Source organism: Micromonospora reichwaldensis (assembly GCF_031845925.1).
Taxonomy (GTDB): domain Bacteria; phylum Actinomycetota; class Actinomycetes; order Mycobacteriales; family Micromonosporaceae; genus Micromonospora; species Micromonospora reichwaldensis.
Map to the genome: position 1 here is coordinate 72,727 of NZ_JAVRFL010000021.1, position 23,562 is coordinate 96,288.

A 23,562-nucleotide genomic window follows, 5' to 3' on the forward strand; every position below is an offset into this window, starting at 1 on the left:
GTCTGACCAGCGGTTCCGTCGCCCGGACGTTTCGTGGCCCCAACACTGCCCGACCTGCGAAGTTGCGAAACCTGACGCTGCTGGGACGGTGCCGACAGCACCGACTGTGACGCGGATCACCGCCGTGCGGGCCGGCCCGGTCGCCCGTAGGCTCGGCCGATGGACGCCACCTTCTTCCTCGACCCCGCCTGCCCGTGGACCTGGCGCACCTCCCGCTGGCTCGTCGCGGTCGCCGACGCCCGGGGCCTGCACATCGAGTGGCGGGCGTTCAGCCTGGCCATCCTCAACTCGGGGCGGGTGCCGCCGGAGTACGCCGACGCGATGACCGCCTCCAGCCGGGCGCTGCGGCTGGTGGAGGCGCTGCGCGCCGAGGGCCGCCACGACGACGTCGCCCGGTTCTACGCCGAGGTCGGCGCCCGCAGCCACGACGCGGGCAACCCGCTGTCAGCGAAGATCGTGGACGCGGCCATCGAGGCGGCGGGCCTGCGAGAGGCCGCGCCGGCGCTCGACGACGACCGCTGGGACGAGGCGGTACGCGAGTCGCACGCCCTGGCGTACGCCTCGGCCGGCCCGGACATCGGCGCGCCGGTGCTCATGGTCCCGGGCGCCGAGCGGGGCATCCACGGTCCGATCCTGACCGAGGTCCCCGGCACCGACGACGCCCTGACGATCTGGGACTCGCTGCTACCCCTGATCCGGATGCCGGCCTTCCACGAGGTCAAGCGCGCCCGCCACTGACCTACGGCGTCGCCTTCCCGGGCCTGCGGCCGTCGCCTGCCCCGGGCCTGCGGCAGTCGGCTGCTGCCCCGAGCCTGCGGCGTCGCCTCCCGGGCCTGCGGCAGTCGCCTGTTCGGGTCTTCCCGGGCGAGGCGCCTCGCCCGGTCGGCGCGGCGTGGCCGGCCGGCCCTGTCAGGGCCCGACCCGGCGCCGGCTGGTCATCGCGCGCACCAGCAGCACCACCCAGCCGATCGCGGCGAGCGCGCCGGCCCCCGCCAGCCCGGAGAAGAGCAGCCAGGTGTCGCCGCCCCGGACGGCGAAGACGCCCCTGCGGGCGCCGGTGTCGCGGGCCGCCACGGTGGTCCCCTGGGTCAGCCGGTCCGGCCCGTCGTAGACGATGACGTCGTGACGCGGCGTCCCGCCCCCGTCCGGGACGAAGTCGCCGTACCAGACGCAGTAGCGGCTGCACCTCTCGTGCAGGGCGGTGAACGTCCCCGCCGTGCCGCCACCGGACTTCGCCTGCCAGGCCGGGGCGACGTCGGGTACGCCGAGAGCCAGCCCGAGGAGGGCGAGGAAGGGAAGCCCGGCCCAGAGCAGGACCTTCCTCCCCCAACCAGCCGCTCCACCCGCCACGGCCACACCGTAACAAGATCGCCCCACCCTGCCCCGATCGGTGGGTTCTCGCGGGAACCCCCGCCGCCGCCACACCGGTTGGGCAGGATCGTTGCCAACGAGGAGGTGCCGTCGTGCAGGACACCCGCGCTCTCGCCCTGACGTTCGAGGTGAGTGGCCTGCCACCGGTCAGGACCGAGGCGCTGTCCGTCTTCGCCGCCGGGCACCGTCAGGCGACGAGGGTCCGCGCCCTGCTCGAGGCGGCCTGCGAAGCGGCCCAGCGCACCGGCTGGACGCCGCTGTCGGGGCCGATCGAGGTGGACCTCGTGCTGCGCTGCCCGCCCGGGCACCGCACCTCCGACGCCAGCACGCTGCTGGGCGGGGTGTGCGCGGTGCTCCAGGACAAGAAGCGGGTGGCCAGCATCGGCCTGGCCCACCTCGGCGTCCTGGTGGACGTCGCCCTCTACGAAGACGACCGGCAGATCCGCCGGCTGTCGTACGCGCAGGAGCCGGCCGAGGACTTCTCGTACCGGGTGCGGGTGGCCGCCGTACCGCACGTGGTTTGACCGACGGCCGCGGTGGGGTACCGCGGACGCCGACGAAGGGAGCGCCGATGTCGGAGCCACACGTCACGCTGGACCCTCGCGGGCTCGATCCCGTGCAGCAGAAGCTGCAGGGCCCGCTGGAGGACCAGCTGACCTCGGCGTTGCAGGCCGCCACGGAACGGGTCAGCGCCAGCTATGCCGGCGAGCCGGTGGAGCAGGTCTGCCAGCGGCTGCTCGACGAGACGCGCTCGGGGCTGCACCCCGACATCGCCGCCGGCTTCAACCCCGACATGGACGAGTTCTGCCGGGTGGCGGTGGCGATCGTGCGCGGCGAGGTCTCCTGAGACGTGGTCGGCACGGGCGGTCCGTCTCCGACGGCCTCGTCCACCCGGGCTCGTCGGGCACCGTCGCCCCGAGCTGCTGAACCCCGCCGCACGCTCCTCGGTCGCCGAGGGTGTCAGGACCGGGGCCGCAACTCCCCGGTCCTGCCCCCAGCCGTCCGGCGTCGTAACGGACGCACCGCGTGAGCACGTGGGCGTGGCACGCCGCCCACGCCGGGCTCGACGCGGCGAGCCTGCCGCCTGCACTCAGCTCCGTGTGCCCGGCAACCGGACTTCGGCACGCTCCCGGCCCACCCCGAAGGGCCGTGAGCGCCGAATCAGGCTAGGCGTGCCGCCGGGGCCCGGACAAGGACGAGCCGGGGCCACGGGGGCGTGATTGATGTCAAGGTGAAAAAGCGGCATGTCGACGTAACACGCCCTCCGGGGCCAACGCTGTTTCCCGTCGAGGCGACCATTGTGTCCGGTGCGCCGCCGCCGCACCCCGGCGGCCCGGCCACGGCTCCCCGGCGGCGCAGCCGCAGCTTCCCGGCCGCCCGGCTGCGGCTCCCCGGCGGCCCGGCTGCGGCTCCCCGGCGGCGCAGTCGCGACTCAGAAGTGGCGCAGCAGGTCGGGAAACGCGGACAGCCGCAGCACGCCCGGGTCGGCCGGGTCCAGTTCCTCGTGCTCCAGCACCCAGGTGTTGTCGTTGGGGATGAACACGGCGTTCAGCCCGGCGGCCCGGGCGGGCAGGATGTCGGACTTCGGGGAGTTGCCGATCATCCAGGTGACGGCGGGGTCGACGCCGTGCTCCCGGACCAGCCACCGGTAGGTGTCGACGTCCTTCTCCGGCACGATGTGCGCGGCCCGGAAGTGGTGCAGCAGACCGGAGGCGTCGAGCTTGCGCTGCTGCTCCTCGCGTTCGCCCTTGGTCAGCAGCAGCAGGTGGTGCCGCACGGCCAGGGTGTCCAGCGCCTCGGCCACCCCGGGCATCAACTCCACCTGGTGCGCGACCAGGGCCGCCGCCAGCTCCTCGATCTCGCGCCGCTCCGCCTCGGTCGCGGGCCGCTGCCGCAGCCGCTCCAGGCACTCCCCCAGGCTGCGCAGGAACACCTTGCTGCCGTAGCCGTGCGCGACCGCGTTGGCCCGCTCGATGTCGTCCAGGATGGCCCGGGTCTCGGCCCGGTCGAGGGTCGGATGGTCCAGCCACTCCAGGAAGTCGTCGATCACCCGCTCGAACAGGACGTTGTTCTCCCAGAGCGTGTCGTCGGCGTCGAAGACGAGTACCTGCCCGTCGCGGCGGCGCGTCACGTTCCCCATGCCTCCCCTCCCCGCGATGCGGCTCCCGCACCGTCCTGGAGGCGCACGCTTCTGATCTTGGACACTTACCGTGCGGTGCGCACCGTAACTGTCCAAGATTCCGAGCGGCAAGCGGGTTGCGAGCGGCGGCGGGGCGGCGGGACCGCGCAGCGTGTGGCCGGGGAGGGGCCGGGCCGCGGCACCGGAGGTTGGGGAGCGGGGGTTGGGGCGCGGGGTCAGGGGGCGGCGAATATGCCGAACATCATCTCCTCGCGCTGTTCCTGAACGTCCGGGCGCAGCCGCCCGCCCCGGGTCAGCATGACCGTGCCGTGCAGCAGCGCCCACCCGACCTCGGCGAGGGTGTCGGGGTCGCGGCCGGCAGCCAATGGCGTCAGGGCCGCGCGCAGCTCGGCGGAGGCCGCCCGGGGCGCCCCGGGCCCCGGGTCGCGGCCCAGCGTGAGGTCCGAGGTGTGGGCGAGCATCGCGTCGTAGACCTCGGGACTGGCGTACGCGAAGTCCAGGTAGGCCGTCACCACGGCCGGCCACTGCCCGCGCTCGCCTCCGGTGGCGGCGTCCCGGGCGGCGGCGAGCGCGGCGGCCAGGTCGGCGAAGCCGAGCACCGCCACGGCGGACATCAACGCGGCCGGATCCGGAAAGCGACGGTAGAGGGCCTCGATGTCGATCCCCGTCCGCTCGGCCAGCCGGCGATGGGTCACCGCCGCCCACCCCTCGGCCTCGGCCAGCTGGCGGGCGGCCAGGACGAGGCGCTCCCGCTCGGCCGGCGCGGCGTCTGCTTCCTCTGCTGGCGACACGCCGCCGATGCTAGCGACCGTCACCGCCCGTGAGGCATCCGCGACGGATTGACGACTCTGCGCCCATCGCCGTCGCCGTCGCCGTCGCCGTCGCCGTCGCCGTCGCCAGAGATCTTGGTACCGGAGCGCCCTCAGAGGGGCCGATTCCTGCCAAGATCTGCCCCGTTCACCTCGCCGTGCCGCGACCGTCTGGGAGCGGGCCGGCACGGCGACCGCGGCACGGCGGCCACGGCCCGCCCGGGATCAGCGGCGCAGGGTGAGGATCAGGTCGGCGACCAGGGCCGTCCAGCCGGTCTGGTGCCAGGCGCCCAGCCCGGCGCCGTTGTCGCCGTGGAAGTACTCGGGGAAGCAGATCAGGTCCCGCCAGTCCGGGTGGGTCTGGAAGAGCTGGGCGGCGCCGTAGATCGGCCGCCGACCCCAGCCGTCGCGGGTGAACAGCGAGATCAGCCGCGCGGAGAGGTCGTCGGCGATCTCGTCGAGGGTCCGCTTCACCCCCGACCGCGTCGGATACTCCACCTGGAGGTCGTCGCCGAAGAAGGCGGCGTAGTCGCGCAGCGCGCTGATCAGCAGGAAGTTGGTCGGCATCCAGATCGGGCCGCGCCAGTTCGAGTTGCCCCCGAACAGGCCGCTGGTCGACTCGGCCGGCTCGTAGCCGACGCTGAACTCCTGGCCGCCGAGGGTCACCGAGAACGGCTTGTCGAGGTGGGCCCGGGACAGCGTGCGCAGGCCGTACTCCGAGAGGAACTCGTCGGTGTCGAGCATCCGGGCGAGCAGCCGGGCGATCTGCTCCGGGCCGACCATGGACAGCAGCCGGTGCTGGCGGCCGTCGGGCCCGAGCCGGCGGGCGCCGATGACGTCGGCGTACTCGGGGCGGTTGGCGAGGAACCAGCGCAACCGGGCGTGCAGCTCGGGCAGCCGGTGCAGGGTGTGGGCGGTGAGCCGGGTCGTCGCGGCCAGGGGCAGCAGGCCGACGACCGAGCGGACCTTCAGGGGCACCTTCGAGCCGTCGGCGAGGCGCAGCACGTCGTAGAAGAACGCGTCCTCGGCGTCCCACAGGCCCTGCTCGTACGCGGCGGCGGCGATGTAGGCGAAGTGCTCGAAGAACTTGGTGGCGGTGTCGACCCAGGTGCGGTCGTGCTCGGCCAGCACAATGGCGATGTCCAGCAGGTTCAGCGCGTACATGCCCATCCAGCCGGTGCCGTCCGACTGCTCCAGCACCCCGGCCACGGGCAGCGCCGCCGACCGGTCGAACGGGCCGACGTTGTCCAGCCCGAGGAAGCCGCCCTCGAAGACGTTGTTGCCGCCGGTGTCCTTGCGGTTGACCCACCAGGTGAAGTTGAGCAGCAGCTTGTGCATCACCCGGGCCAGGAAGTCGTGGTCCCGGCTGCCGTCGATCTCGAAGACCTTCAGCGCCGCCCACGCGTGCACCGGCGGGTTCACGTCGCCGAACGCCCACTCGTACGCCGGGATCTGGCCGTTGGGGTGCAGGTACCACTCGCGGAGCAGGAGCAGCAGCTGCTCCTTGGCGAAGCCGGGGTCGACCCGGGCGATGCTGACGCAGTGGAAGGCCAGGTCCCAGGCCGCGTACCAGGGATATTCCCAGGGGTCGGGCATGGAGATCACGTCGAAGCTCGTCATGTGCCACCAGGCGCTGTTGCGCCCGTGGCGCCGCCCGGAGGGCGGGGGCGCGGAGCCGGGATCGCCCTCCAGCCAGCGCTTGACGTCGAAGTGGTAGAACTGCTTGCCCCACATGAGCCCGGCGATCGCCTGCCGGGCGATGAGGGTCTCGTCCGGTGTCGCGGCGGCCGGGATGACGCCGGCGAAGAACCGGTTCGCCTCCGCCCGCCGGGCCCACACCACCGCGTCGAAGCCGTCACCCAGGTCCGCCGGCGGGGGCGGGGCGCCGCCGGGCGGTGGGGCGGTACGGGTCAGCCGCAGCCGGATCCGCCGCTGCGCCCCGGCCGGCACGTCCAGCACGTAGTGCAGCGCGCCCTTGGTGCCCTCCCGGGCCGGGTTGACGGTGTCGGCCCCGTCGACCACGTGGTCGTTGATGCCGTCCTTCGGATAGGCCGAGCGGCCGGGCAGCCCCCAGAGCCGCTCGGCGTTGGTGTCGTTGTCGCAGAGCAGCGGTGTGGGCTCCCCGTCGCCCTCCAGCAGCAGCTGACCGAGCACCCGGTGCTCGCCGACGAGCCGCGATCCCTCGCCGACCAGCCGGGGCACCCGGTCACCGCCGGGCAGCCCCCACGCCCAGGTGTTGCGGAACCAGAGGGTGGGCAGCACGTGCAGGGTGGCCGCCCGGTCGCCCCGGTTGGCGACGGTGACGACGACGCACAGGTCCGTCGGGGTGGCCTTGGCGTAGTCGACGGTCACCGCCCAGTACCGGTCGTCGTCGAAGATGCCGGTGTCGACCAGCTCGTACTCGGTGTCGTCCCGGCCGCGCAGCGCGTTCACCGCGACCAGTTCGTCGTACGGGAAGGCGGCCTGCGGGTAGTGGTAGCGCCAGCGCATCCACGAGTGGGTGGGGGTGGAGTCCTCGTACCACCAGTACTCCTTGGCGTCCTCGCCGTGGTTGCCGCCGTCGCCGCCGAGGCCGAACATCCGCTCCTTGAGGATCGGGTCCCTGCCGTTCCACAGGGCGAGGGCGAAGCAGAACGTCTGCCGGTCGTCGCAGACGCCCGCCATGCCGTCCTCGCTCCAGCGGTAGGCTCTGGACCGCGCGTGGTCGTGCGGGAAGTAGTCCCAGGCCGTACCGTGCTCGCTGTAGTCCTCCCGTACCGTCCCCCACGCCCGCTCGGACAGATAGGGACCCCATGCGCGCCAGTCCTGCTCCCCGGCGTCGGCCTGAGCCAGCCGGAGCCGTTCGGGGTCGGGCGCGGAGTCGTCGGGGGGCGGCACGTCGGTGATCACTCGCACATCTTCGACGCCGACGGGGGACTTCACCACAGGAGCCATTCTCGTCGTGGCGTGTTGCACCCCGCCGCCGGTGGAGGAAAGTTGATCGACATTCGCTTCGGCCCGCAGGTGTGCGGCGACCTGACCGGCGGCACCGCCCGGGAGTGGCTGGTCACCGACGGTCTCGGCGGCTACGCCACCGGCACGGTCAGCGGGCTGCGCACCCGTCGGTACCACGGGCTGCTCGTGGTGGCCGGCGAGACGCCGGCGTCCCGCCGCGTGGGACTGGTCGGCCTGGACCCGGCCGTGCTGTTCCCCTCCGGCGCCCGGGTGCGCCTGGGCGCGCACGAGTGGGCCTCCGGCGACGTCGACCCGCGCGGCTTCGAGCTGCTGGAGCGCTTCGACCTGGCCGACGGCCTGCCCCGGTGGCGCTGGCGCGTCGGCGACGTGGTGATCGAGCGGGAGCTGGCGATGACGTACGGCCGCTCCTGCGTGGCCGTCGTGCACCGGCTGGTCTCCGGCGGGCCGGTGCGGCTCGAACTCGCGGCGGCCTGCACCTGGCGGGACGCGCACGGCGAGCGCCGTGCCGACGGCCCGGCCCCGCGGGTGGAGCCGGTGCCTGGCGGGGCGGTGGTCGACGGCGCGTTCCGGCTCGCCGGGCCGGACTGGACCCCGCAGGGGCAGTGGTGGCTCGGCGCGCACCACCGGGAGGAGGCGGCGCGGGGGCTGAACCCCGACGAGGACCTCTGGTACGCGGGCCGGTTCTCGGGCGAGCTGGGTCGCCCGGGCGACACGGTGTCGGTGCTCGCCTGGGCCGGCGAGCTGGCCGAGGAGCCGCCGCCGGCGACCGAGGTGGTCGCGGTGGCCCGGGCCCGCAACCGGCGGGTGGTGGCCGCGGCGAAGCCGGCCGACCCGGTCGAGGCGACGCTCGCGCTGGCCGCCGACGCGTTCGTGGTCCGCACCTCCACCGGGCCGGACGTGGTGGCCGGCTACCCGTGGTTCGGCGCCTGGTCGCGGGACACGATGATCTCCTACGAGGGGCTGTTCCTCTGCACCAACCGGGCCGACGAGGGCCGGGAGCTGCTGCGGGCGTACGCGGCGACGTTGTCCGAGGGGATGCTCGCCAACACCGCCGACACCGGACGGGTGGAGTACAACACCGTCGACGCGACCCTGTGGTTCCTGCACGCGGTCAGCCGGCACGTCACCGTCACCGGCGACACCGACCTCGGCGACGAGCTGCTGCCCGCGCTGCACGGGGTGGTCGACGCGCACCTCGCCGGCACCCGCTTCGGCATCGCCGTCGACCCGGCCGACGGGCTGCTCACCCAGGGCGGCACCCCGGGCACGGCGCTGACCTGGATGGACGCCCGGGTGTACGGGGTGCCGGTCACCCCGCGCACCGGCAAGCCGGTGGAGGTCAACGCGCTCTGGGTCAACGGGCTGGCCGGCCTGGCCGAGCTGACCGAGCTGGCGGGGCGGGACGCGGGCGAGCTGTGGCGGCTGCACGAGCGGGCCGGCGCCGCGTTCCGGCACCGGTTCCCGGCCCCGACGGGCTGGCTGCACGACGTGGTGGACGCGCCCGCGCCGGCGTACCCGCTGGGTGGGGCCGCGCAGCACGACGACGACCTGCTGCGCCCCAACCAGCTGCTGGCCTGGTCGCTGCCGTACGCCCCGCTGGAGCCCGACGAGCCCACCGTGCGCCGGGTCGCCGGCGGGCTGCTCACCCCGCTGGGCCCGCGCAGTCTCTCCCCGGACGCGCCCGAGTTCGTCGGGCGGCACCGGGGCGGTCCGGCCGAGCGGGACGGCGCCTACCACCAGGGCACCGTCTGGCCGTGGCTGCTCGGCCCGTACGCCGACGCCGCCCGGCGGGCCAAGATGCCGGTCGATGACCTTTTCGTCGGCATCGAGGCCCATCTGACCGAATATGGCCTGGGATCGGTGAGTGAGACGGCCGACGGACTCGCGCCGCACGCCGCCACCGGGTGCCCGTTCCAGGCGTGGTCGGTCGCCGAACTGCTACGCGCCCGCAGGAACGGCCGGTAGCGCTTTACACGACCGCAACGGCGGCGTCTCCGGCGGTTAGCCAGCCGCCAGCAGGATGGGTCCCGATCCAGTCCCGACCGTCACGGGCACCGCTCCGGTGTCGCCGACGCGCACTCGGGGACAACTCAAGGGGGCCGCATTGTCACCTGACGCCGACGTGATCGACATCCATCCCGCCCGGCGACAGCGGGTGCTGATGCTCTCCTGGGAGTATCCGCCGGTCCTCGTCGGCGGGCTCGGCCGGCACGTGCACGCCCTCTCCGTCGCCCTCGCCGCCGCCGGGCACGAGGTCACCGTCGTCACCCGCCACAGCGAGGGCGCACCCCTCGAGGAGTACGCCGACGGCGTCCGCATCGTCCGCGCCGCCGAAGACCCCGTCACCTTCCCCCTGGCCACCTCCTCCCTGCTCGCCTGGACCATGGCCTTCAACCACACCCTCACCCGCGCCGCCCTACGCGCCACCGAAGCCGGCACCTACGACGTCATCCACGCCCACGACTGGCTCGTCGCCCACACCGCCATGACCCTGCGCGAACACCTCGACATCCCCCTCGTCAGCACCATCCACGCCACCGAGGCCGGCCGACACCAGGGCTGGCTACCCGAGGAGATGAACCGCACCATCCACGGCGTCGAACACTGGCTGAGCAACGCCTCCGCCCGGGTGATCGTCTGCTCCGGCTACATGCGCGAGCAGGTCGCCACGCTCTTCGACGTGCCGGCCGGGCAGGTCGACGTGGTGCCCAACGGGGTCGACGACCGGGCCTGGCGCGCCCGGCCGGGGGCGGTCACGGCCGCCCGGGCCCGGTTCGCCGGCGACGGCCCGCTCGTCGGGTACGCCGGCCGGCTGGTCTACGAGAAGGGCGTGCAGCACCTGGTGCACGCCGTGCCGTACCTGCGCGACCGGCACCCCGGGCTGCGGGTGGTGATCGCGGGCGACGGCCCCTACCGCGGCGAGTTGGAGGAGGAGACCCACCGACTCGGGCTCGGGCAGACCGTACGCTTCGCGGGATTTTTGGACTCGACCCGGCTCCCGGCGCTGCTCGGCGCCACCGACGCGACCGTGGTGCCCAGCCTCTACGAGCCGTTCGGGATGGTCGCCCTGGAGGCCGCGGCGGCCGGTGCGCCGCTGGCCGTGGCCCGCACCGGCGGCCTCGCCGAGATCGTCGAGCCGGGCGTGACCGGGGTGACCTTCCCGCACAGCGACCCGGGCGCCCTCGGCGAGGCGGTCGACCAGCTCCTCGGCGACGAGGTCTTCGCCCGGCGGGTGGCCCGGCGGGCGCGCGCCATGGTCGGCCGTCACTACGGCTGGACGACCATCGCCGCCCGGACCGCCGGCACGTACGCGACGGTCGGCCGGGAGCACGGCCCGACGCAGGCCCGGCGCGCCGCCGCCCGACTCGGCGGGGCCCGCCAGAAGATCACCATCCCGGAGGGGAACCTGCTCGCGGTCGGCGGCGCCGTCCGCTGAGCGGGCCGTCGCCGCCTCCCCGCCGTCCGGTGGCCGACAGACCGGCCCCGTCCGCCGCCCGGCAAGGGCATACTTCCTGCCGGTGCGGCAGATCCACCCACCCCTCCCCGCCACCGTCCCCGGTGGACCGTCCGGGCGATGCCCCTGCGGAGCGTCGGCGAACTACAGTGGCGTAGTTTTGGCGCTCAAGATCCCTGGGGAGGGTGAGCCGACATGATGGGACCGTCCCACGCGCTGTCCGGCGCGGCGGTGTGGCTGGCCGGATCCTGGGCGCTGCAACAGTTCGCCGACTACCACCAGTCGCCGCTGGAGCTCGCCGTCGGCACCGCCGTCTGCGCCGGTGGCGCGCTCTTCCCTGACCTCGACCTCTCCGGCAAGGTGACCCGCAACCAGGGCGGGGCGACGGTCGCCCGCACCTTTGGCGTGTTCTCGCTCTTCATCGCCGAGGTGATGGAGAAGGTCTCGCTCGGGGTCTACTACGCGACGAAGCTCAGCAAGGATCCGCGCCGCAACAACGGCCACCGCACCCTGACCCACACCATCCCGTTCACCCTGCTGGTCGGCTGGGGCACCACCACGCTCTGCGCCGCGTACGGCAAGTGGGCTGTCATCGGCATCCTGTTCTTCATGTTCGGGCTGGCGCTGCGCGGCCTGTTCGACAAGTGGGCGGAGCGCGCCGGCTGGGTCATCGTCACCCTCGCGTCGGCCGCCGCCGCCTGGTACACCTTCGCCAACCTGCCCGGCGGCCGGGGCTACCCGCTGATCGGCACCGCCGTCGGGGTCGGCTGCTTCGTGCACATCCTCGGCGACATGATCACCCGGGCCGGGGTGCCCATCCTCTGGCCCATCCCGATCAAGCGTCGGATGTGGACGCCGATCGGCCTGCCGAACAAGATCGCCCTGCGGGCCGGCAGCAAGACCGAGGTGGTGGTCGTCCGGGCCGTGCTGACCGCGATCTCGGTGCTCGCGGCGGCCGGGCTGGTCGCCCCGTCGGTGCTGCAACGCTTCAACATCGACGTCTGACGGCCTGCCCGCGCCCGGTCAGTCCCACGCCTCGGCGGCCCAGCGGGCCAGCAGCTCCAGCACGGGCCGGCGGCCCGCCATCATCTCCGCCTCGTCGCGGGCGTCGTAGGTGCCGCTGATGGCGGAGCGGCCCAGCCGGCCGAGCATCATCGGCGCCAGCCAGAAGTACTTGGCCGCACCGGTCAGGCGGACGGCACGGGCCACCTCCACCGGCGCGACCGCACCGCGCAGCCCTTCGGCGTACCGGTCGGGCACGGTCGCGGCCACCTCGTCGAGCAGCGCGACGTCGACCAGCCCGTCGAGGAAGGTGTCCAGCACCAGGTTGGCCGCGTCCTCGCCGACCGGCCCGGGGCCGACGCCGGACCAGTCCAGCAGCACCGGGCCGTCGGCGGCGAACACCAGGTTCATCGGCCAGCAGTCGTGGTGGCAGAGCGTACGCGGCAGCCGGTCGGTGGCGGCCAGCACGTCGTGCCGCCGTTCCCACAGCACCCGCAGCGCGTCGCGCAGGGGGCGCGGCCAGGCGGCGACGGCGACCGGGTGCTCCCACGGCACCGGAATGGCCACCGGGCGGCTCAGCGTGTAGTCGCGCAGCCAGTCGCGCGCCAGCCAGTCCGGCGGGCGACCGCCGGCCGCGAGTTCCCGCGCCGCGGGGTCGCCGAGCCAGCGGGCGTGTCCGGCGCCGAGCCGGACGGCCACCTCGCCGAGGTCGACGGGCGTGCAGGCGACGCCCGGCCGACCGGCGACCTCGGGCAGCCACAGCGCGACCGAGCCGTCCGGCCGGTCGTCGACCGCCAGCGCCGTCGGCGCGGCCAGCCCGGCGTCGGCGTACGCGGCGGCGGCCAGCCCGCTGCGGTACGCCTCGACCTCGCGGCGCCAGTAGTTCCAGTGCCCCGGCTCGTCGCTGCCGGCCCAGTGCGCCGGGCCGGGGCGGCCGGGCGGGGTGAGGAGTTTCAGCACGACCGACCGCCCGTCCCGGCGGGTGCGCCAGATGCCGTCGGTCACCCCGTTGAGCACGTTGTGGGTGAGCTGCCCGGCCGGCACGTCGGCGGGGACGAGGTCGGTCGGCGGGCGGGACGTGGTCACGGGGCCTCCAGCGCCAGGTAGCCGGCCGGTCCCTCGGCGACGCCCACCAGCCAGGCGGCGCACGAGCAGTCGGCCGAATCGCCGGCAACGGGACTGGGGACGACGATACGTTCGGGTTGTCGAGCCCCCGGCCGGCCATCCGCACCGGCGTCCGAAAGGAGCATTCGATGGCCCTCTGGGAGGATCTCGCGAGCTGGCGCGGCCCCACCGCCAACCGGGTCCCGAACGGCATGGTGGAGGTTCGCGGCCTGGTGGTACACATCGCCGACGGCACCTATGAGGGCACCATCAGCCACCAGCGGGACCCGGGCACCGAGAACTCCTCGCACTTCATCGTCAGTCGTGAGGGTGACATCGCGCAGATGGTCGACACGGCGGACAAGGCCTGGACCCAGCGAGCCGGCAACGGGCACTGGCTCTCGGTGGAGTGCTCCGGGTTCAGCGTCGGCAGCCCGCACCACGCCAGCCATCCCGGCTGGGAGAGGCTGACCGACAAGCAGATCGCCGCCCTCGGCCGGATCTTCGCCAGGGTGCACGAGGAGTGCGGCGTCCCGCTCGCCCTGACGGCCGACCCGTCGGGCACAGGCCTCGGCCACCACAGCATGGGAGGCTCGGCCTGGGGCCACGACAAGTGCCCCGGCCCACCGATCATCGCGCAGAAGCCGGACATCCTGGCCGCCGCCCGGCAGGTCGCCCGTCCGTCCGGGCCCACGCCCTCACCGGGCCTCGTCGTACGGCGCGCCGCACCCTGAGCCGGCACGGGGCAGCGGGCGGCCCGGCCCGTCGCTACGGTGCGGAGGATGGACAGTTCCCATCCGCTGGTGGCCGGCATCGTGCACCAGGCGCCCGGCTCGACCGTACGGCTGCGCCCGGTGGCCGAGAACGATCTGGCGATGTTGCGCCGGTTCGCGGTCGAACCCGGGCTGATCGGGCTCGACTGGGCCGGCTTCCGGGACGCCGCCGCGCCGGCCCGCCGCTTCGCCGAAGACGGCTATCTCGGCGAGCGGACCGGCGGCCTGATCGTGCAGGTCGAGCCGGCGGCGGACGCCCCGGCGGGCTACCTCAGCTATCTCCAGGGCCAGTACGGCGGGCGGGCACCGTACTGGGAGATCGGCATCGTGCTGCTGCCCCAGTGGCGCGGCCAGGGCATCGGCTGGCGGGCCCAGGCGCTGCTCTGCGACTACCTGTTCAGCCACACCCCGGCGCAGCGCATCCAGGCCAGCACCCACGCCGAGAACACCGCCGAGCAGCGGTCGCTGGAGAAGGCCGGCTTCCAGCTGGAGGGGGTCGTGCGGGCCTGCGAGTTCCGGGCCGGCGCCTGGCGCGACGGGTGGCTCTACAGCCGGCTGCGCGACGACCCGTCACCGCTCTGACCGAACGGCTAGGCGCCGATGCGCTGGGGTGGAACGGTCAGCCCGTAGAGCGCCATCAGTTCCGGGGTGTCGACCCGGCTGCCGTCGGCAACCGAGTCGCAGCAGATGTCGACGATCTGGTCCTTGTGCGCGAGCAGGTAGGGCCGGGCGCCCACGTCCGCGCTGGCCAGGGTGGCGATGCCGGACCAGTGCCGGCGTCCGAACAGCATCGGGTAGCCGCGCAGCCCGTCGTAGGTGGCGCAGACCAGCACGTCGGGGTACGGCAGCGCGACGACCCGACGCACAGCGGTGGCGGTCAGGCCGGGCATGTCCACCGGCACCACCACGACCGCCTCGATGCCCTCGTCGTCGAGCGCGGCCAGGCCGGCCCGGATGGACGAGCCGACGCCGGTCCCCCACGCCCGGTTGATCACCACCGTGGCCCGGCTCAGGTCCGCCGTCTCGCGGACCTGGTCGGCCGCGGCGCCGAGCACGACCACGATCCGCTCGCAGCCCGCCTCGGTCATCGTGTCGATCATCTGGTTCACCAGGGGCTTCTCCCCCTGGTGCAGCAGCGCCTCGGGGCCGCCGATGCGACGCCCCCCGCCCGCGGCGATGATCATTCCTGCGATCCGGTTCAGCTGGGCCCCCTCCACCGTGGAGCGGACCGTGGCGCGAGGGCACGGCCCGCTCCGTCGTACGGACATCGGGAGCAACGAGGACAAGGCAGACCGGGTAGCGGGGCGAAAAGGGAAAATAGTGCAACCGTTACCGGCCCGGAACCGCACCGCGTCGCCCGCCTCCGGCCCGTCCGGCTCGGAGTCGGGTAGCCCTGTCGAGGCTGTGCGTACGGTCAGGACGGCGCCCCGGCGGCGGCGACCGCGACCGGCATCGGGTCGCGGGGCGGACGCGCCAGCAGGCGCGCCAGGTCGCCGTGGGTCCGTGCGAGGAACCCGGCCGCCGTGGCGGAGTAGATCGACATGAGCATGGCCGGCTGGAACGGCAGCAGGCCCGCGCCCGTCAGGGCGGCACGCCGCTCGCCCAGCGACTCCGGGCGGTAGGGCACGCCCAACCCGGCGGCGACACCGGCCGCGGTGAGCGCGACGGGCCCGGTCAGCTCGTACGTGCGGCCGCGGTGGGCGGCGGGGTCGGCGGCCACCCGCACGGCGGCGTCGGCCAGGTCCTGTCGGGCCACCGCAGCCAGCGCTCCCGTGCCGAACGGGGCCGTGACCGCGCCGCCGACCGGGGCGGCCAGCTGACCGAACAGCTCGGCGTAGAGGCCGTTGCGCAGGATCGTCCAGTCGAGCCGGCTCTCCCGCAGTCGACGCTCCGTCCACCGGTGCGCGAGCGCGAAGGCCAGGTGGTCGCCGGCGCCGACCAGGCTCGTGTAGACCACGTGCCGCACCCCGTGCCGCTCGGCGGCGGCGATCGCCCGGTCGTGGCGGGCGGTGACGACGTCGTCCTCGCCGTACCCGGCGGAGACCAGCACCAGCACGCGTACGCCCGTCAGGTCCGGCCCCGCCGGGTCGTCGAAGTCCACGCTGCGCCCGGCGTCGCCGAAGCGACCGGGCGTACGGGTACCGGCGAGCGGGGCGAGCCCTCGCTCGACCAGCCCGGCGTGGATGAGGGAGCCCAGGTGCCCGGAGGCGCCGGTGACCAGCAGCATGTGGCGAGCCTTTCGGTGGTACCGGATCGGAACTAGCCTCATCGTCGGGAACCACGGACGCGGCCACAAGGAGGCACTTCGATGTCGGCAGGGCACACGGCGGTAACCGACGCTTTGGCGCCCTGCGGCCTGCCCGAGCACCCCGACTGCGGGATCCGCGACGTGCTCGACCGCATCGGCGACAAGTGGTCGGTGCTCGCGATCGTCGAGCTCTCCTCGGGCGTCCGCCGGTTCCGGGAGCTGCAACGGGCCGTCCACGGCATCTCGCAGCGGATGCTGACCCTGACCCTGCGTCGGCTGGAGCGCGACGGGCTGGTGCTGCGCACCGCGTACCCGACCGTCCCGGTGACCGTCACCTACGAGCTGACCGAGCGCGGGCGGAGCCTCACGCACCTGGTGCGGCAGTTGGCCGACTGGTCGCTCGCGCACAAGGACGCCATCGCCGAGTCGCGGCACGCGTGGGACGCCGCCAACCCCGACTCCGGCGTCTCCTGAGCCGGAACGGGAGCCGTCAGGCCGCGTCGGCGTAGCAGTCGACGACGGACAGGTCCAGCGGGAAGCGGACCGGGGTGTCGCCGAAGAGCAGCGCGGCGGCCTGCTCCCCGCACCGGGTGACCGCGTCGGCGACCGCGTCGGCCCGCTCCGCCGGGCAGTGCACGATCACCTCGTCGTGCTGGAAGAAGACCAGCTCACCGCCGGTGGCGGCGAGCCGGCCGCGCAGCGTCGCCAGAAGGGTCGAGGCCCATTCGGCGGCGGTGGCCTGGATGACGAAGTTGCGGGTGAACCGCCCCCGGGACCGGGCCGCCCGCGCCCGCGGCGACTGCGGATCGTCGCCGCCGTCGGGCACGTCGGCGTCGGGGTCGCCGAACCCGGCCGTGCCGGGCGGGCAGGTGCGACCCAGCCAGGAGCGCACCAGCCCGCCGGCCTCCCCCGTGCGGGCCGCCGCCTCCACGTAGCCGAAGGCCGTCGGGTAGTTGCGCCGCAGCACCGCCAGCGCCGGCACCGCCGCCCCGCCCGTCTGCCCGTACATCGCGCCGAGCAGCGCCACCTTGGCCCGGGGCCGGTCGCCGCCGAAGGCGTCCTGGGCGAGGGCGGCGTAGAGGTCGCCGGCACCACCGGCGGCGGCGAGCCGGGCGTCGCCGGAGACCGCGGCGAGCACCCTCGGCTCCAGCTGGCCGGCGTCGGCCACCACGAACCGCCAGCCCGGATCGGCCACCACCGCCCGCCGGATCACCTTGGGGATCTGCAACGCGCCGCCGCCCCGGGTGGCCCAGCGGCCGGAGACGACCCCGCCCGGGACGTACTCCGGCTGGAACCGGCCGTCGCGCACCCAGGCGTCGCGCCAGGCCCAGCCGTGCGCCGTCCAGATCCGGTAGAGCTCCTTGTATTCCAGGACCAGCGGCACCGCCGGGTGGTCCACCCCGCGCAGCACCCAGGCCCGGGTGTTGGGCAGCTCCACCCCCGCCCGGGCGAACGCCCGCAACAGCTCCGCCGGGGAGTCGGCGTGCAGCTGGCGTACGCCGAACGCGTCGGCGATCCGCGCGGCGAGCTCGGCCAGCCGGCGGGGCGGGCCGCCCACCGGCGACGGCTCACCGAGCAGCTCGGCGAGGAGTCGGTCGTGCACGTCGGCCCGCCAGGGCAGCCCGGCGGCCCCCATCTCCACGGCGATCAGCGCGCCGGCCGACTCGGCGGCGACCAGCAGCCGGAACCGACCGGGATGCTCGGTGGCGGCGATCCGGGCGAGCTGGTCGGCGTACACCCGGGTCAGGGCCTCGACGCCGGGGCCCGGCGGGCCGGGCAGCGCGTCGAAGAGCGCGCCCTGCCCGTGGCCGGGCGGCGCGGCCGGGCGGGGCGGCGGGTCGGCCGGCACCGGCGCGCCGGTCAGCCGGGCCCAGGCCGCCGTGAACGAACGGGGCTCGCCCCAGCGGCCGGCGTGGCCGAGCAGCAGGGCCTCGGTCAGCTCGATGTCGTGGCAGCGCTCGACCCGCACCCCGGCGCGCAGCAGCGCCGGGTAGACGGTCGCGCCGGAGGCCCACACCCAGCGCGGCCGGTCCGCCGCCTCGCGCGCCGCGACGGCGGCGGCCAGGTCGGTGACCGGCTGCACCGGGCCGACGGGCAGCCCGGCGGCGTCGAGGGTTTGCAGCGCTCCCCCGCCCCGCTCGTCCGAGGCCACCGTCACCAGCACGGATGCGATTCTGCCTCGCCCCTGCGACACTCCACCCACCAACCACCCCGGCGCGCCCCCCACGCCGGGCGGGCCGGCCGCGAGCGTCGCCGACGAAACGTCGGCGGGCGGTACGGCGGAAACGGGGCGGTGCGACGGTGCCGCGGCTCGGTAGCGTGGGCCGGTGCCACCACGGATCCCCCATCCCGAGCCCGGTACTCCGGACCTCCGGGGCCCGTTGCGGTACCTGTGGTGGCTGGTCCGCTGCCAGCCGTGGCGGGTGCTGCGCGGCAGCCTGTTCGGCACGGCCTGGATGACCGGCCTGGCGGTCCGGCCCTACCTGATCTCCCGCGCCGTGGACGACGGACTGCGGGCCGGCGACAACCGGTCCCTGGCCCTGTGGGTGGCGGCGATCGTCGTCGCCGGCGTCGCGCTGTCCTGGCTGGGCATCATGCGGCACCGCACGATGACCTTCATCCGGGAGGACGCGAAGGCGCGCTCCGCCGCCGTGGTGCTCCGCCAGCTGTCCCGGGTCGGCGCCGTGCTGCCGCGCCGGGCCGCGGCGGGCGAGGTGGCCACGGTCGGCGGCACCGACATCGACCGGGCGGCGCAGGTGATGACGGTGACCGGGCCCGGCGTCGGCGCGGTGGTCGCATACCTGGTCGTCGCCGTCGTGCTCTGGTCGATCTCGCCCCTGCTCGCGCTCTGCGTGCTGGTGGGCGTGCCGTCGGTCGTCCTGGTCGTCGCTCCCCTGCTGCGCCGGCTGGAGCGGGCGGAGTCGGTCTACCGGCAGCAACAGGGTGAGCTGACCGCCCGGTCGGGCGACATCGTGGCCGGGCTGCGGGTGCTCGCCGGGGTGGGTGGCCGGGGCCTGTTCGCCCGCCGCTACGCGGCCCGCTCCCGCGACCTGCTCGTCGAGGGCTACCGGGTGGGCGCCGTGAACAGCTGGATCGACGCGGCGACGGTGGCCATTCCCGGGCTGTTTCTCGCGGCGGTGGTGTGGCTGTCGGCCCGGATGGCGGCCACCGGCGACGTCAGCGTCGGGGAGCTGGTCGCCGTCTACGGCTACGTCGCGACTCTCGTCGTGCCGGTCTGGTTCCTGCTGGAGGGCGGCCACCAGCTGATCCGGGGCCGGGTCGCGGCCCGCCGGATCGTCGCCCTGCTCGCCGTCGAGCCGGACGGCGTCGGCGGGCCGCACGACACGCCGGCCCGGGCCCGCGCGGCGACGGTTCCCGGCAGCCGCCAGCCGGCCCGCCCCGCCGGCCCGGTCGCGGCCCCCGGCGGTCCCGCCGGCCTGCACGACCGGTCGAGCGGGCTGACCGTCCGGGCCGGTCGCCTCACCGCGGTGGCCGCCGCCGACCCGGCGGACGCCCTCGCGCTGGCCGACCGGCTCGGTCGGTACGCCGTCAGCGACGCCACCTGGGGCGGCGTACCGCTGACCGCCGTCGAACTCGATCAGGTGCGGGCCCGCATCCTGGTCGCCGACCACGACGCCTACCTGTTCGCCGGGACGCTGCGGGAGGTGCTGCGCGGGGCCCGCCCCGACGGTGACCGGGAGCGGATCACCTCCGCCCTGCACGCCGCGTCGGCCGAGGACGTCGTCGACGCCCTGCCGGACGGGCTCGACGCCCCGTTGGACACCCGCGCCCGCTCCCTCTCCGGCGGCCAGCGGCAACGGGTCCGGTTGGCCCGGGCGTTGCTCGCCGAACCGGAGGTGCTGATCCTCGTCGAGCCGACCTCCGCGGTCGACGCGCACACCGAGGCGCGCATCGCCGAGCGGCTGCGCCGCGCGCGGGCCGGACGGACCACCGTCGTGCTCACCACCTCGCCGCTGCTGCTGGGACGGGCCGACGAGGTCGCGCACCTGGTCGCGGGGCGCGTCGCCGCCACCGGCACACACGCCGACCTGCTCGACCGGGACCCGGGCTACCGGCGGCTCGTGGCCCGCGGCGACGCCGACGCCGAGCAGGCGCTGCGGTGAGCGGGCTGCCGGTAGCCGACCGGGCCACCGTACGCCGGGCGACGCGTCGGCTGATCGCCCGGGACCGGCGCGCCGTCGCGGTCGTGCTGGCACTGCATTCGACCGCCACGGTCGCCGGGCTCGCCCCGCCGTGGCTGCTCGGCGCCATCGTCGACCGGGTGTCCGCCGGGGCCGGCGTCGCCACCGTCGACCGGCTCGCCCTGGCGATCGGCGGGGCCGTGCTGGTCCAGGCGCTGCTGTCGCGCTACGCGCGGTACGCGGGCCACCGCTTCGGCGAGCGGGCCGTGGCCCGCCTGCGCGAGGAGTTCGTCGAACGCACGCTCAACCTGCCCGTCGGCGTCGTCGAGCGCGCCGGCGCCGGGGACCTGGCCACCCGCAGCTCGGTCGACGTGGCGACGGTCGGCACCACCGTCCGGGACGTGGTGCCCACCATCGTCATCGCCTCGGTGCAGCTGGCGCTGCTGTTCGGGGCGGTGTTCCTGCTGCACCCGCTGCTCGGGCTGGCCGCGCTCGCCGGTCTGCCGACGATCGCGCTGGTGACCCGGTGGTACCTGCGCCGCGCCAGCCCGGCGTACCTGGTCGAGGGGGCGGCTGCCGCCGAGCTGACCGAGACGCTGACGAGCACCGCCGAGGGCGCCCGCACGGTCGAGGCGTTCCGCCTAGCCGACGAACGGATCGGGCACGGCACCGCGCGCATCGGCCGGGTCTGGGCCGCCCGGCGGGCGACCCTGGCGCTGCGCACCGTGTTCTTCACCGTGGTGGAGGCCAGCTACCCGCTGCCCGTGGCCGTGCTGCTGCTGGCCGGTGGACTCCTGCTCACGCGGGGCGAGGTGTCCCTCGGCGCGGTGGTCGCCGCCACGCTCTACCTTCAGCAGGCCATCGAGCCGCTGGACCGGATCCTCCAGTGGACGGAGCAGGCGCAGCGCGGCTTCGCCTCGTTCGCCCGGGTGCTCGGTGTCGGTCAGGTGCCGCCGGAGCGGCCCGGCCGGGCCGCCGCGCCGGTGGACGAGCGGCTGGTCGTCCGGGGAGCCCGGTTCGCGTACGGCGGCGGACCCGACGTGCTGCACGGCATCGACCTCGAGGTGCGGCCCGGCGAGCGGTTGGCGCTCGTCGGGCCGTCGGGGGCCGGTAAGTCCACCCTGGCGCGGCTGCTCGCCGGGATCGACGCGCCCCGGGAGGGGGTCGTCAGCGTCGGCGGCTGCCCGGTGACCGACCTGGACCCGGCCGAGCGCCGGCGGCGCATCGCCCTGGTCACCCAGGAACACCACGTGTTCATCGGCTCGCTACGCGACAACCTCGCGTTCGCCGCCCCGGACGCCCCCGACGACCGGATGCGCGCGGCGCTGGCCACGGTGGGCGCCGACTGGCACGCCCGTCTGCCCGACGGCCTCGACACCCTGCTCGGCGACGGGGCGCACCCGCTCGGCGCCGCCGAGGCCCAGCAGCTCGCGCTGGCCCGGCTGGTGCTCGCCGACCCGCACACGCTGATCCTCGACGAGGCGACCGCCGCTCTCGACCCGACGACCGCCCGGCGCACCGAGCGGGCCCTGGCCGCCCTGCTCACCGGGCGGACCGTCATCGCGATCGCGCACCGCCTCAACACCGCCCACGACGCCGACCGCGTGGCCGTGCTGGAGGGGGGCCGGATCACCGAGCTCGGCAGCCACGACGAGCTGGTCCGGGCCGACGGCCCGTACGCCGCCCTGTGGCGTTCCTGGCACCCCTGACCCGCCCGGGTCTACTTCACCGCGCCGGAGGTGAGGCCCGACTGGATCTGCCGCTGGAAGATCGCGTACACGACGATCATCGGGAGGATGGCGATGGTCAGTGCGGCGAAGAGGCCGGACCAGTCGGCCTCGTAGCCGGCGTTGACCGAGATGTCGGCGATGCCCTGGGTGAGCACCCACTTGTCCTTGGCGTTGGAGAGCAGCACGAGCGGCAGCTGGTACTGCCCCCACTGGCCGATGATGTTGAAGATCCCGACGCTGATCAGGCCCGGCTTCGCCATCGGCAGCATCACCTGGAAGAACAGCCGGGTGTGCGAGCAGCCGTCGATCATCCCGGCCTCGGCCACCGAGGACGGCAGCGTCTTGAAGAACGCGGCCAGGAAGAACACCGTGAACGGCAGCGAGTAGGCGATGTAGACCAGCACCACCCCGGTGTGGGTGTCCAGCAGCCCCAGGTTGCGCACGACGAAGAAGAGCGGCACGAGGGCGAGGAACACCGGGAACGCGAGCCCCGAGACGAACAGGTAGTAGATCGCCCGGTTGCCCCAGAACTTGTAGCGCGCCAGCACGTACGCGGCCATCGAGCCGAAGAGCATCGTGCCGAAGGTGCTGCACGCCACCACGATCACGCTGTTGATGAAGTAGCGCCCGACGTTCGCCTTGTTCCAGGCCCGGACGTAGTTCTCGAAGCGCAGCTCGGCCGGCATGGTCCACGGGCTGCTGAAGATCTCCGTGGTGTTCTTGAAGGAGGCGAGGAAGGTCCAGAGGATCGGCACGATCACGATGACCGCCCACACCGCGAGCGCCACGTGCCCGAGGTTGGCGAAGAGCCGTACCTCCGAGCGCCTGCCTCTGCCTCCGCGCCCACCCGCGGCGCCCGGCTTCACGGTCTTCGGCGGTAGCGCCGCCGGCGTCGGCGGCAGCGTCGTCTGCGGGTTCATCAGTACTCCACGCTTTCCCGCTTGGTCAGCCGCAGCGTCAGCGCCGCGAACGTGAGGGTGAGGAAGAACAGCGCCACGCCCATGGCCGAGGCGTAGCCGTACTTCGAGTAGACGAAGGCGTTGCGGTAGATCTCCATGGCCAGCACGGTGGTGGCGCCGTCCGGGCCGCCGCCGTCCACCGAGAGCACCGAGACGATGGCGAACGCGTCGAAGGCGGCGATGCCCAGGTAGACCCAGGCCACCTGGAGGGTGTCCCAGAGCAGCGGCAGGGTGACCCGGAAGAAGAGCGTCACCCGGCTCGCCCCGTCCACCTCGGCGGCCTCGTAGATCTCGCCGGGGATGGAGGCCATGCCCGCCGAGAAGAGCACCACGTAGAAGCCGACCGCCTGCCAGACCAGCACGCCGATGATCGACCAGAGCGCCAGGTTCGGCCGGACCAGGAAGAGCACCGGGTCGAAGCCGAGCTTCATCAGCACGCCGTTGATCAGGCCGGACTCGTTCGGCCGGTAGACCATCTGGAACAGCACCGCGATGATGGCCACCGCCAGGACCTGGGGGAAGAAGAACACCACCCGGTAGAACTTCGACCCCCAGACCCCCTGGCGCTGCCCGCCGCTGCTCTTCCCACCCACGTTGAGCATGAAGGAGAAGAACAGCGCGATGGCGATGGTGATCAGCGGCAGGGCAAGCAGCAGTACGCCGTGGTGCTGGACGGCCTTCCAGAAGTTGACGTCGTCGAACAACCTCCGGTAGTTGTCGAAGCCCACCCACTGCGGGGCGGAGAGCCCCCGCCAGTTGGTCATCGAGATCTGGAACGCCTGCGCGTACGGCGCGATGACGAAGACGACGTACAGCGTGACGGGAACGAAGAGGAACCCGATCACGAACGGATACTTGCCGTGCCGCATGACCCC

At 74.3% G+C, this 23,562-nt stretch carries 21 protein-coding genes; 11 read left to right on the top strand and 10 right to left on the bottom strand.

The annotated features are described in order from the left end of the window. The first annotated feature begins 159 nt into the window (after positions 1–159). Positions 160–738 (top strand): mycothiol-dependent nitroreductase Rv2466c family protein, encoded by a 579-nt coding sequence (locus RM555_RS18625; protein WP_311412951.1) that lies wholly within the window; start codon positions 160–162, stop codon positions 736–738. A 171-nt stretch (positions 739–909) separates the two neighbouring features. On the opposite strand, the gene RM555_RS18630 is transcribed toward RM555_RS18625, so the two are convergent. Continuing rightward, positions 910–1,350 (bottom strand): hypothetical protein, encoded by a 441-nt coding sequence (locus tag RM555_RS18630; RefSeq protein ID WP_311412952.1) that lies wholly within the window; start codon positions 1,348–1,350, stop codon positions 910–912. 113 nt (positions 1,351–1,463) lie between these two features. On the opposite strand from RM555_RS18630, the gene RM555_RS18635 reads away from it, so the two are divergent. Together RM555_RS18635 and RM555_RS18640 are read left to right on the top strand one after the other, a co-directional pair. Continuing rightward, positions 1,464–1,895, top strand: coding sequence for a RusA family crossover junction endodeoxyribonuclease (locus tag RM555_RS18635; RefSeq protein WP_311412953.1), 432 nt, complete (start codon positions 1,464–1,466; stop codon positions 1,893–1,895). A 47-nt stretch (positions 1,896–1,942) separates the two neighbouring features. Beyond that, positions 1,943–2,218 (top strand): hypothetical protein, encoded by a 276-nt coding sequence (locus RM555_RS18640; RefSeq protein WP_311412954.1) that lies wholly within the window; start codon positions 1,943–1,945, stop codon positions 2,216–2,218. Positions 2,219–2,803: 585 nt separating this feature from the next. On the opposite strand, the gene RM555_RS18645 is transcribed toward RM555_RS18640, so the two are convergent. The 3 genes from RM555_RS18645 to RM555_RS18655 all read right to left on the bottom strand — a co-directional run bounded on the left by RM555_RS18645 (position 2,804) and on the right by RM555_RS18655 (position 7,254). After that, positions 2,804–3,511, bottom strand: a complete 708-nt coding sequence (locus RM555_RS18645; RefSeq protein ID WP_311412955.1) for an HAD family hydrolase — start codon at positions 3,509–3,511, stop codon at positions 2,804–2,806. A 215-nt stretch (positions 3,512–3,726) separates the two neighbouring features. Continuing rightward, positions 3,727–4,302, bottom strand: coding sequence for a TetR/AcrR family transcriptional regulator (locus RM555_RS18650; protein ID WP_311412956.1), 576 nt, complete (start codon positions 4,300–4,302; stop codon positions 3,727–3,729). A 243-nt stretch (positions 4,303–4,545) separates the two neighbouring features. Beyond that, complete coding sequence (locus RM555_RS18655) at positions 4,546–7,254, bottom strand: MGH1-like glycoside hydrolase domain-containing protein (protein WP_311412957.1); 2,709 nt, start codon at positions 7,252–7,254, stop codon at positions 4,546–4,548. Positions 7,255–7,296: 42 nt separating this feature from the next. Between RM555_RS18655 and RM555_RS18660 the strand changes: the two genes are divergently transcribed. From RM555_RS18660 to RM555_RS18670, 3 genes are all read left to right on the top strand, one after another. Then, positions 7,297–9,240, top strand: a complete 1,944-nt coding sequence (locus RM555_RS18660) for an amylo-alpha-1,6-glucosidase (protein WP_311412958.1) — start codon at positions 7,297–7,299, stop codon at positions 9,238–9,240. 139 nt (positions 9,241–9,379) lie between these two features. Beyond that, positions 9,380–10,711: a glycosyltransferase family 4 protein gene (locus RM555_RS18665; RefSeq protein WP_311412959.1), complete on the top strand. Its 1,332-nt coding sequence runs from the start codon at positions 9,380–9,382 to the stop codon at positions 10,709–10,711. 213 nt (positions 10,712–10,924) lie between these two features. Further along, positions 10,925–11,734: a metal-dependent hydrolase gene (locus tag RM555_RS18670; RefSeq protein WP_311412960.1), complete on the top strand. Its 810-nt coding sequence runs from the start codon at positions 10,925–10,927 to the stop codon at positions 11,732–11,734. Between the two features lie 18 nt (positions 11,735–11,752). On the opposite strand, the gene RM555_RS18675 is transcribed toward RM555_RS18670, so the two are convergent. Beyond that, positions 11,753–12,817 (bottom strand): phosphotransferase, encoded by a 1,065-nt coding sequence (locus tag RM555_RS18675; protein WP_311412961.1) that lies wholly within the window; start codon positions 12,815–12,817, stop codon positions 11,753–11,755. Positions 12,818–12,984: 167 nt separating this feature from the next. On the opposite strand from RM555_RS18675, the gene RM555_RS18680 reads away from it, so the two are divergent. Both RM555_RS18680 and RM555_RS18685 read left to right on the top strand, forming a co-directional pair. Next, positions 12,985–13,569 (top strand): N-acetylmuramoyl-L-alanine amidase, encoded by a 585-nt coding sequence (locus RM555_RS18680; RefSeq protein WP_311412962.1) that lies wholly within the window; start codon positions 12,985–12,987, stop codon positions 13,567–13,569. Positions 13,570–13,617: 48 nt separating this feature from the next. Next, entirely contained in the window at positions 13,618–14,190 is a 573-nt protein-coding gene (locus RM555_RS18685; protein ID WP_311412963.1) for a GNAT family N-acetyltransferase, read from the top strand. 8 nt (positions 14,191–14,198) lie between these two features. Here RM555_RS18685 and RM555_RS18690 read toward each other — a convergent pair whose 3' ends face one another. Together RM555_RS18690 and RM555_RS18695 are read right to left on the bottom strand one after the other, a co-directional pair. Beyond that, complete coding sequence (locus RM555_RS18690) at positions 14,199–14,792, bottom strand: nucleotidyltransferase family protein (RefSeq protein WP_311412964.1); 594 nt, start codon at positions 14,790–14,792, stop codon at positions 14,199–14,201. A 230-nt stretch (positions 14,793–15,022) separates the two neighbouring features. Further along, on the bottom strand, positions 15,023–15,835 hold the full coding sequence (locus tag RM555_RS18695) for an NAD(P)H-binding protein (RefSeq protein ID WP_311412965.1): 813 nt from the start codon (positions 15,833–15,835) through the stop codon (positions 15,023–15,025). Between the two features lie 81 nt (positions 15,836–15,916). Here RM555_RS18695 and RM555_RS18700 point away from each other — a divergent pair, with 81 nt between their 5' ends. After that, a complete protein-coding gene (locus RM555_RS18700) occupies positions 15,917–16,330 on the top strand; it encodes a winged helix-turn-helix transcriptional regulator (RefSeq protein WP_311412966.1) in 414 nt (137 codons plus the stop codon). Between the two features lie 16 nt (positions 16,331–16,346). Here the strand turns inward: RM555_RS18700 and RM555_RS18705 are convergent, their stop codons facing one another. Continuing rightward, entirely contained in the window at positions 16,347–18,050 is a 1,704-nt protein-coding gene (locus tag RM555_RS18705; RefSeq protein WP_311412967.1) for a bifunctional 3'-5' exonuclease/DNA polymerase, read from the bottom strand. 229 nt (positions 18,051–18,279) lie between these two features. Here RM555_RS18705 and RM555_RS18710 point away from each other — a divergent pair, with 229 nt between their 5' ends. Both RM555_RS18710 and RM555_RS18715 read left to right on the top strand, forming a co-directional pair. Then, positions 18,280–19,980 (top strand): ABC transporter ATP-binding protein, encoded by a 1,701-nt coding sequence (locus RM555_RS18710; RefSeq protein WP_311412996.1) that lies wholly within the window; start codon positions 18,280–18,282, stop codon positions 19,978–19,980. Further along, on the top strand, positions 19,977–21,707 hold the full coding sequence (locus tag RM555_RS18715) for an ABC transporter ATP-binding protein (RefSeq protein ID WP_311412968.1): 1,731 nt from the start codon (positions 19,977–19,979) through the stop codon (positions 21,705–21,707). Before RM555_RS18710 ends, RM555_RS18715 begins: the two co-directional genes overlap by 4 nt. A gap of 11 nt (positions 21,708–21,718) precedes the next feature. Here RM555_RS18715 and RM555_RS18720 read toward each other — a convergent pair whose 3' ends face one another. Further along, entirely contained in the window at positions 21,719–22,648 is a 930-nt protein-coding gene (locus tag RM555_RS18720; protein ID WP_311412969.1) for a carbohydrate ABC transporter permease, read from the bottom strand. After that, a complete protein-coding gene (locus RM555_RS18725) occupies positions 22,648–23,556 on the bottom strand; it encodes a carbohydrate ABC transporter permease (RefSeq protein WP_311412970.1) in 909 nt (302 codons plus the stop codon). Before RM555_RS18725 ends, RM555_RS18720 begins: the two co-directional genes overlap by 1 nt. Between the last annotated feature and the right edge of the window lie 6 nt (positions 23,557–23,562).

Excerpts from the sequence above, each read along its gene's own strand:
- RM555_RS18625 (WP_311412951.1), top strand. The coding sequence starts at position 160 with ATGGACGCCACCTTCTTCCTCGACCCCGCCTGCCCGTGGACCTGGCGC.
- RM555_RS18640 (WP_311412954.1), top strand. The coding sequence starts at position 1,943 with ATGTCGGAGCCACACGTCACGCTGGACCCTCGCGGGCTCGATCCCGTG.
- RM555_RS18645 (WP_311412955.1), bottom strand. The coding sequence starts at position 3,511 with ATGGGGAACGTGACGCGCCGCCGCGACGGGCAGGTACTCGTCTTCGAC.
- RM555_RS18655 (WP_311412957.1), bottom strand. The coding sequence starts at position 7,254 with ATGGCTCCTGTGGTGAAGTCCCCCGTCGGCGTCGAAGATGTGCGAGTG.
- RM555_RS18670 (WP_311412960.1), top strand. The coding sequence starts at position 10,925 with ATGATGGGACCGTCCCACGCGCTGTCCGGCGCGGCGGTGTGGCTGGCC.
- RM555_RS18680 (WP_311412962.1), top strand. The coding sequence starts at position 12,985 with ATGGCCCTCTGGGAGGATCTCGCGAGCTGGCGCGGCCCCACCGCCAAC.
- RM555_RS18685 (WP_311412963.1), top strand. The coding sequence starts at position 13,618 with ATGGACAGTTCCCATCCGCTGGTGGCCGGCATCGTGCACCAGGCGCCC.
- RM555_RS18690 (WP_311412964.1), bottom strand. The coding sequence starts at position 14,792 with ATGATCATCGCCGCGGGCGGGGGGCGTCGCATCGGCGGCCCCGAGGCG.
- RM555_RS18695 (WP_311412965.1), bottom strand. The coding sequence starts at position 15,835 with ATGCTGCTGGTCACCGGCGCCTCCGGGCACCTGGGCTCCCTCATCCAC.
- RM555_RS18700 (WP_311412966.1), top strand. The coding sequence starts at position 15,917 with ATGTCGGCAGGGCACACGGCGGTAACCGACGCTTTGGCGCCCTGCGGC.
- RM555_RS18720 (WP_311412969.1), bottom strand. The coding sequence starts at position 22,648 with ATGAACCCGCAGACGACGCTGCCGCCGACGCCGGCGGCGCTACCGCCG.
- RM555_RS18725 (WP_311412970.1), bottom strand. The coding sequence starts at position 23,556 with ATGCGGCACGGCAAGTATCCGTTCGTGATCGGGTTCCTCTTCGTTCCC.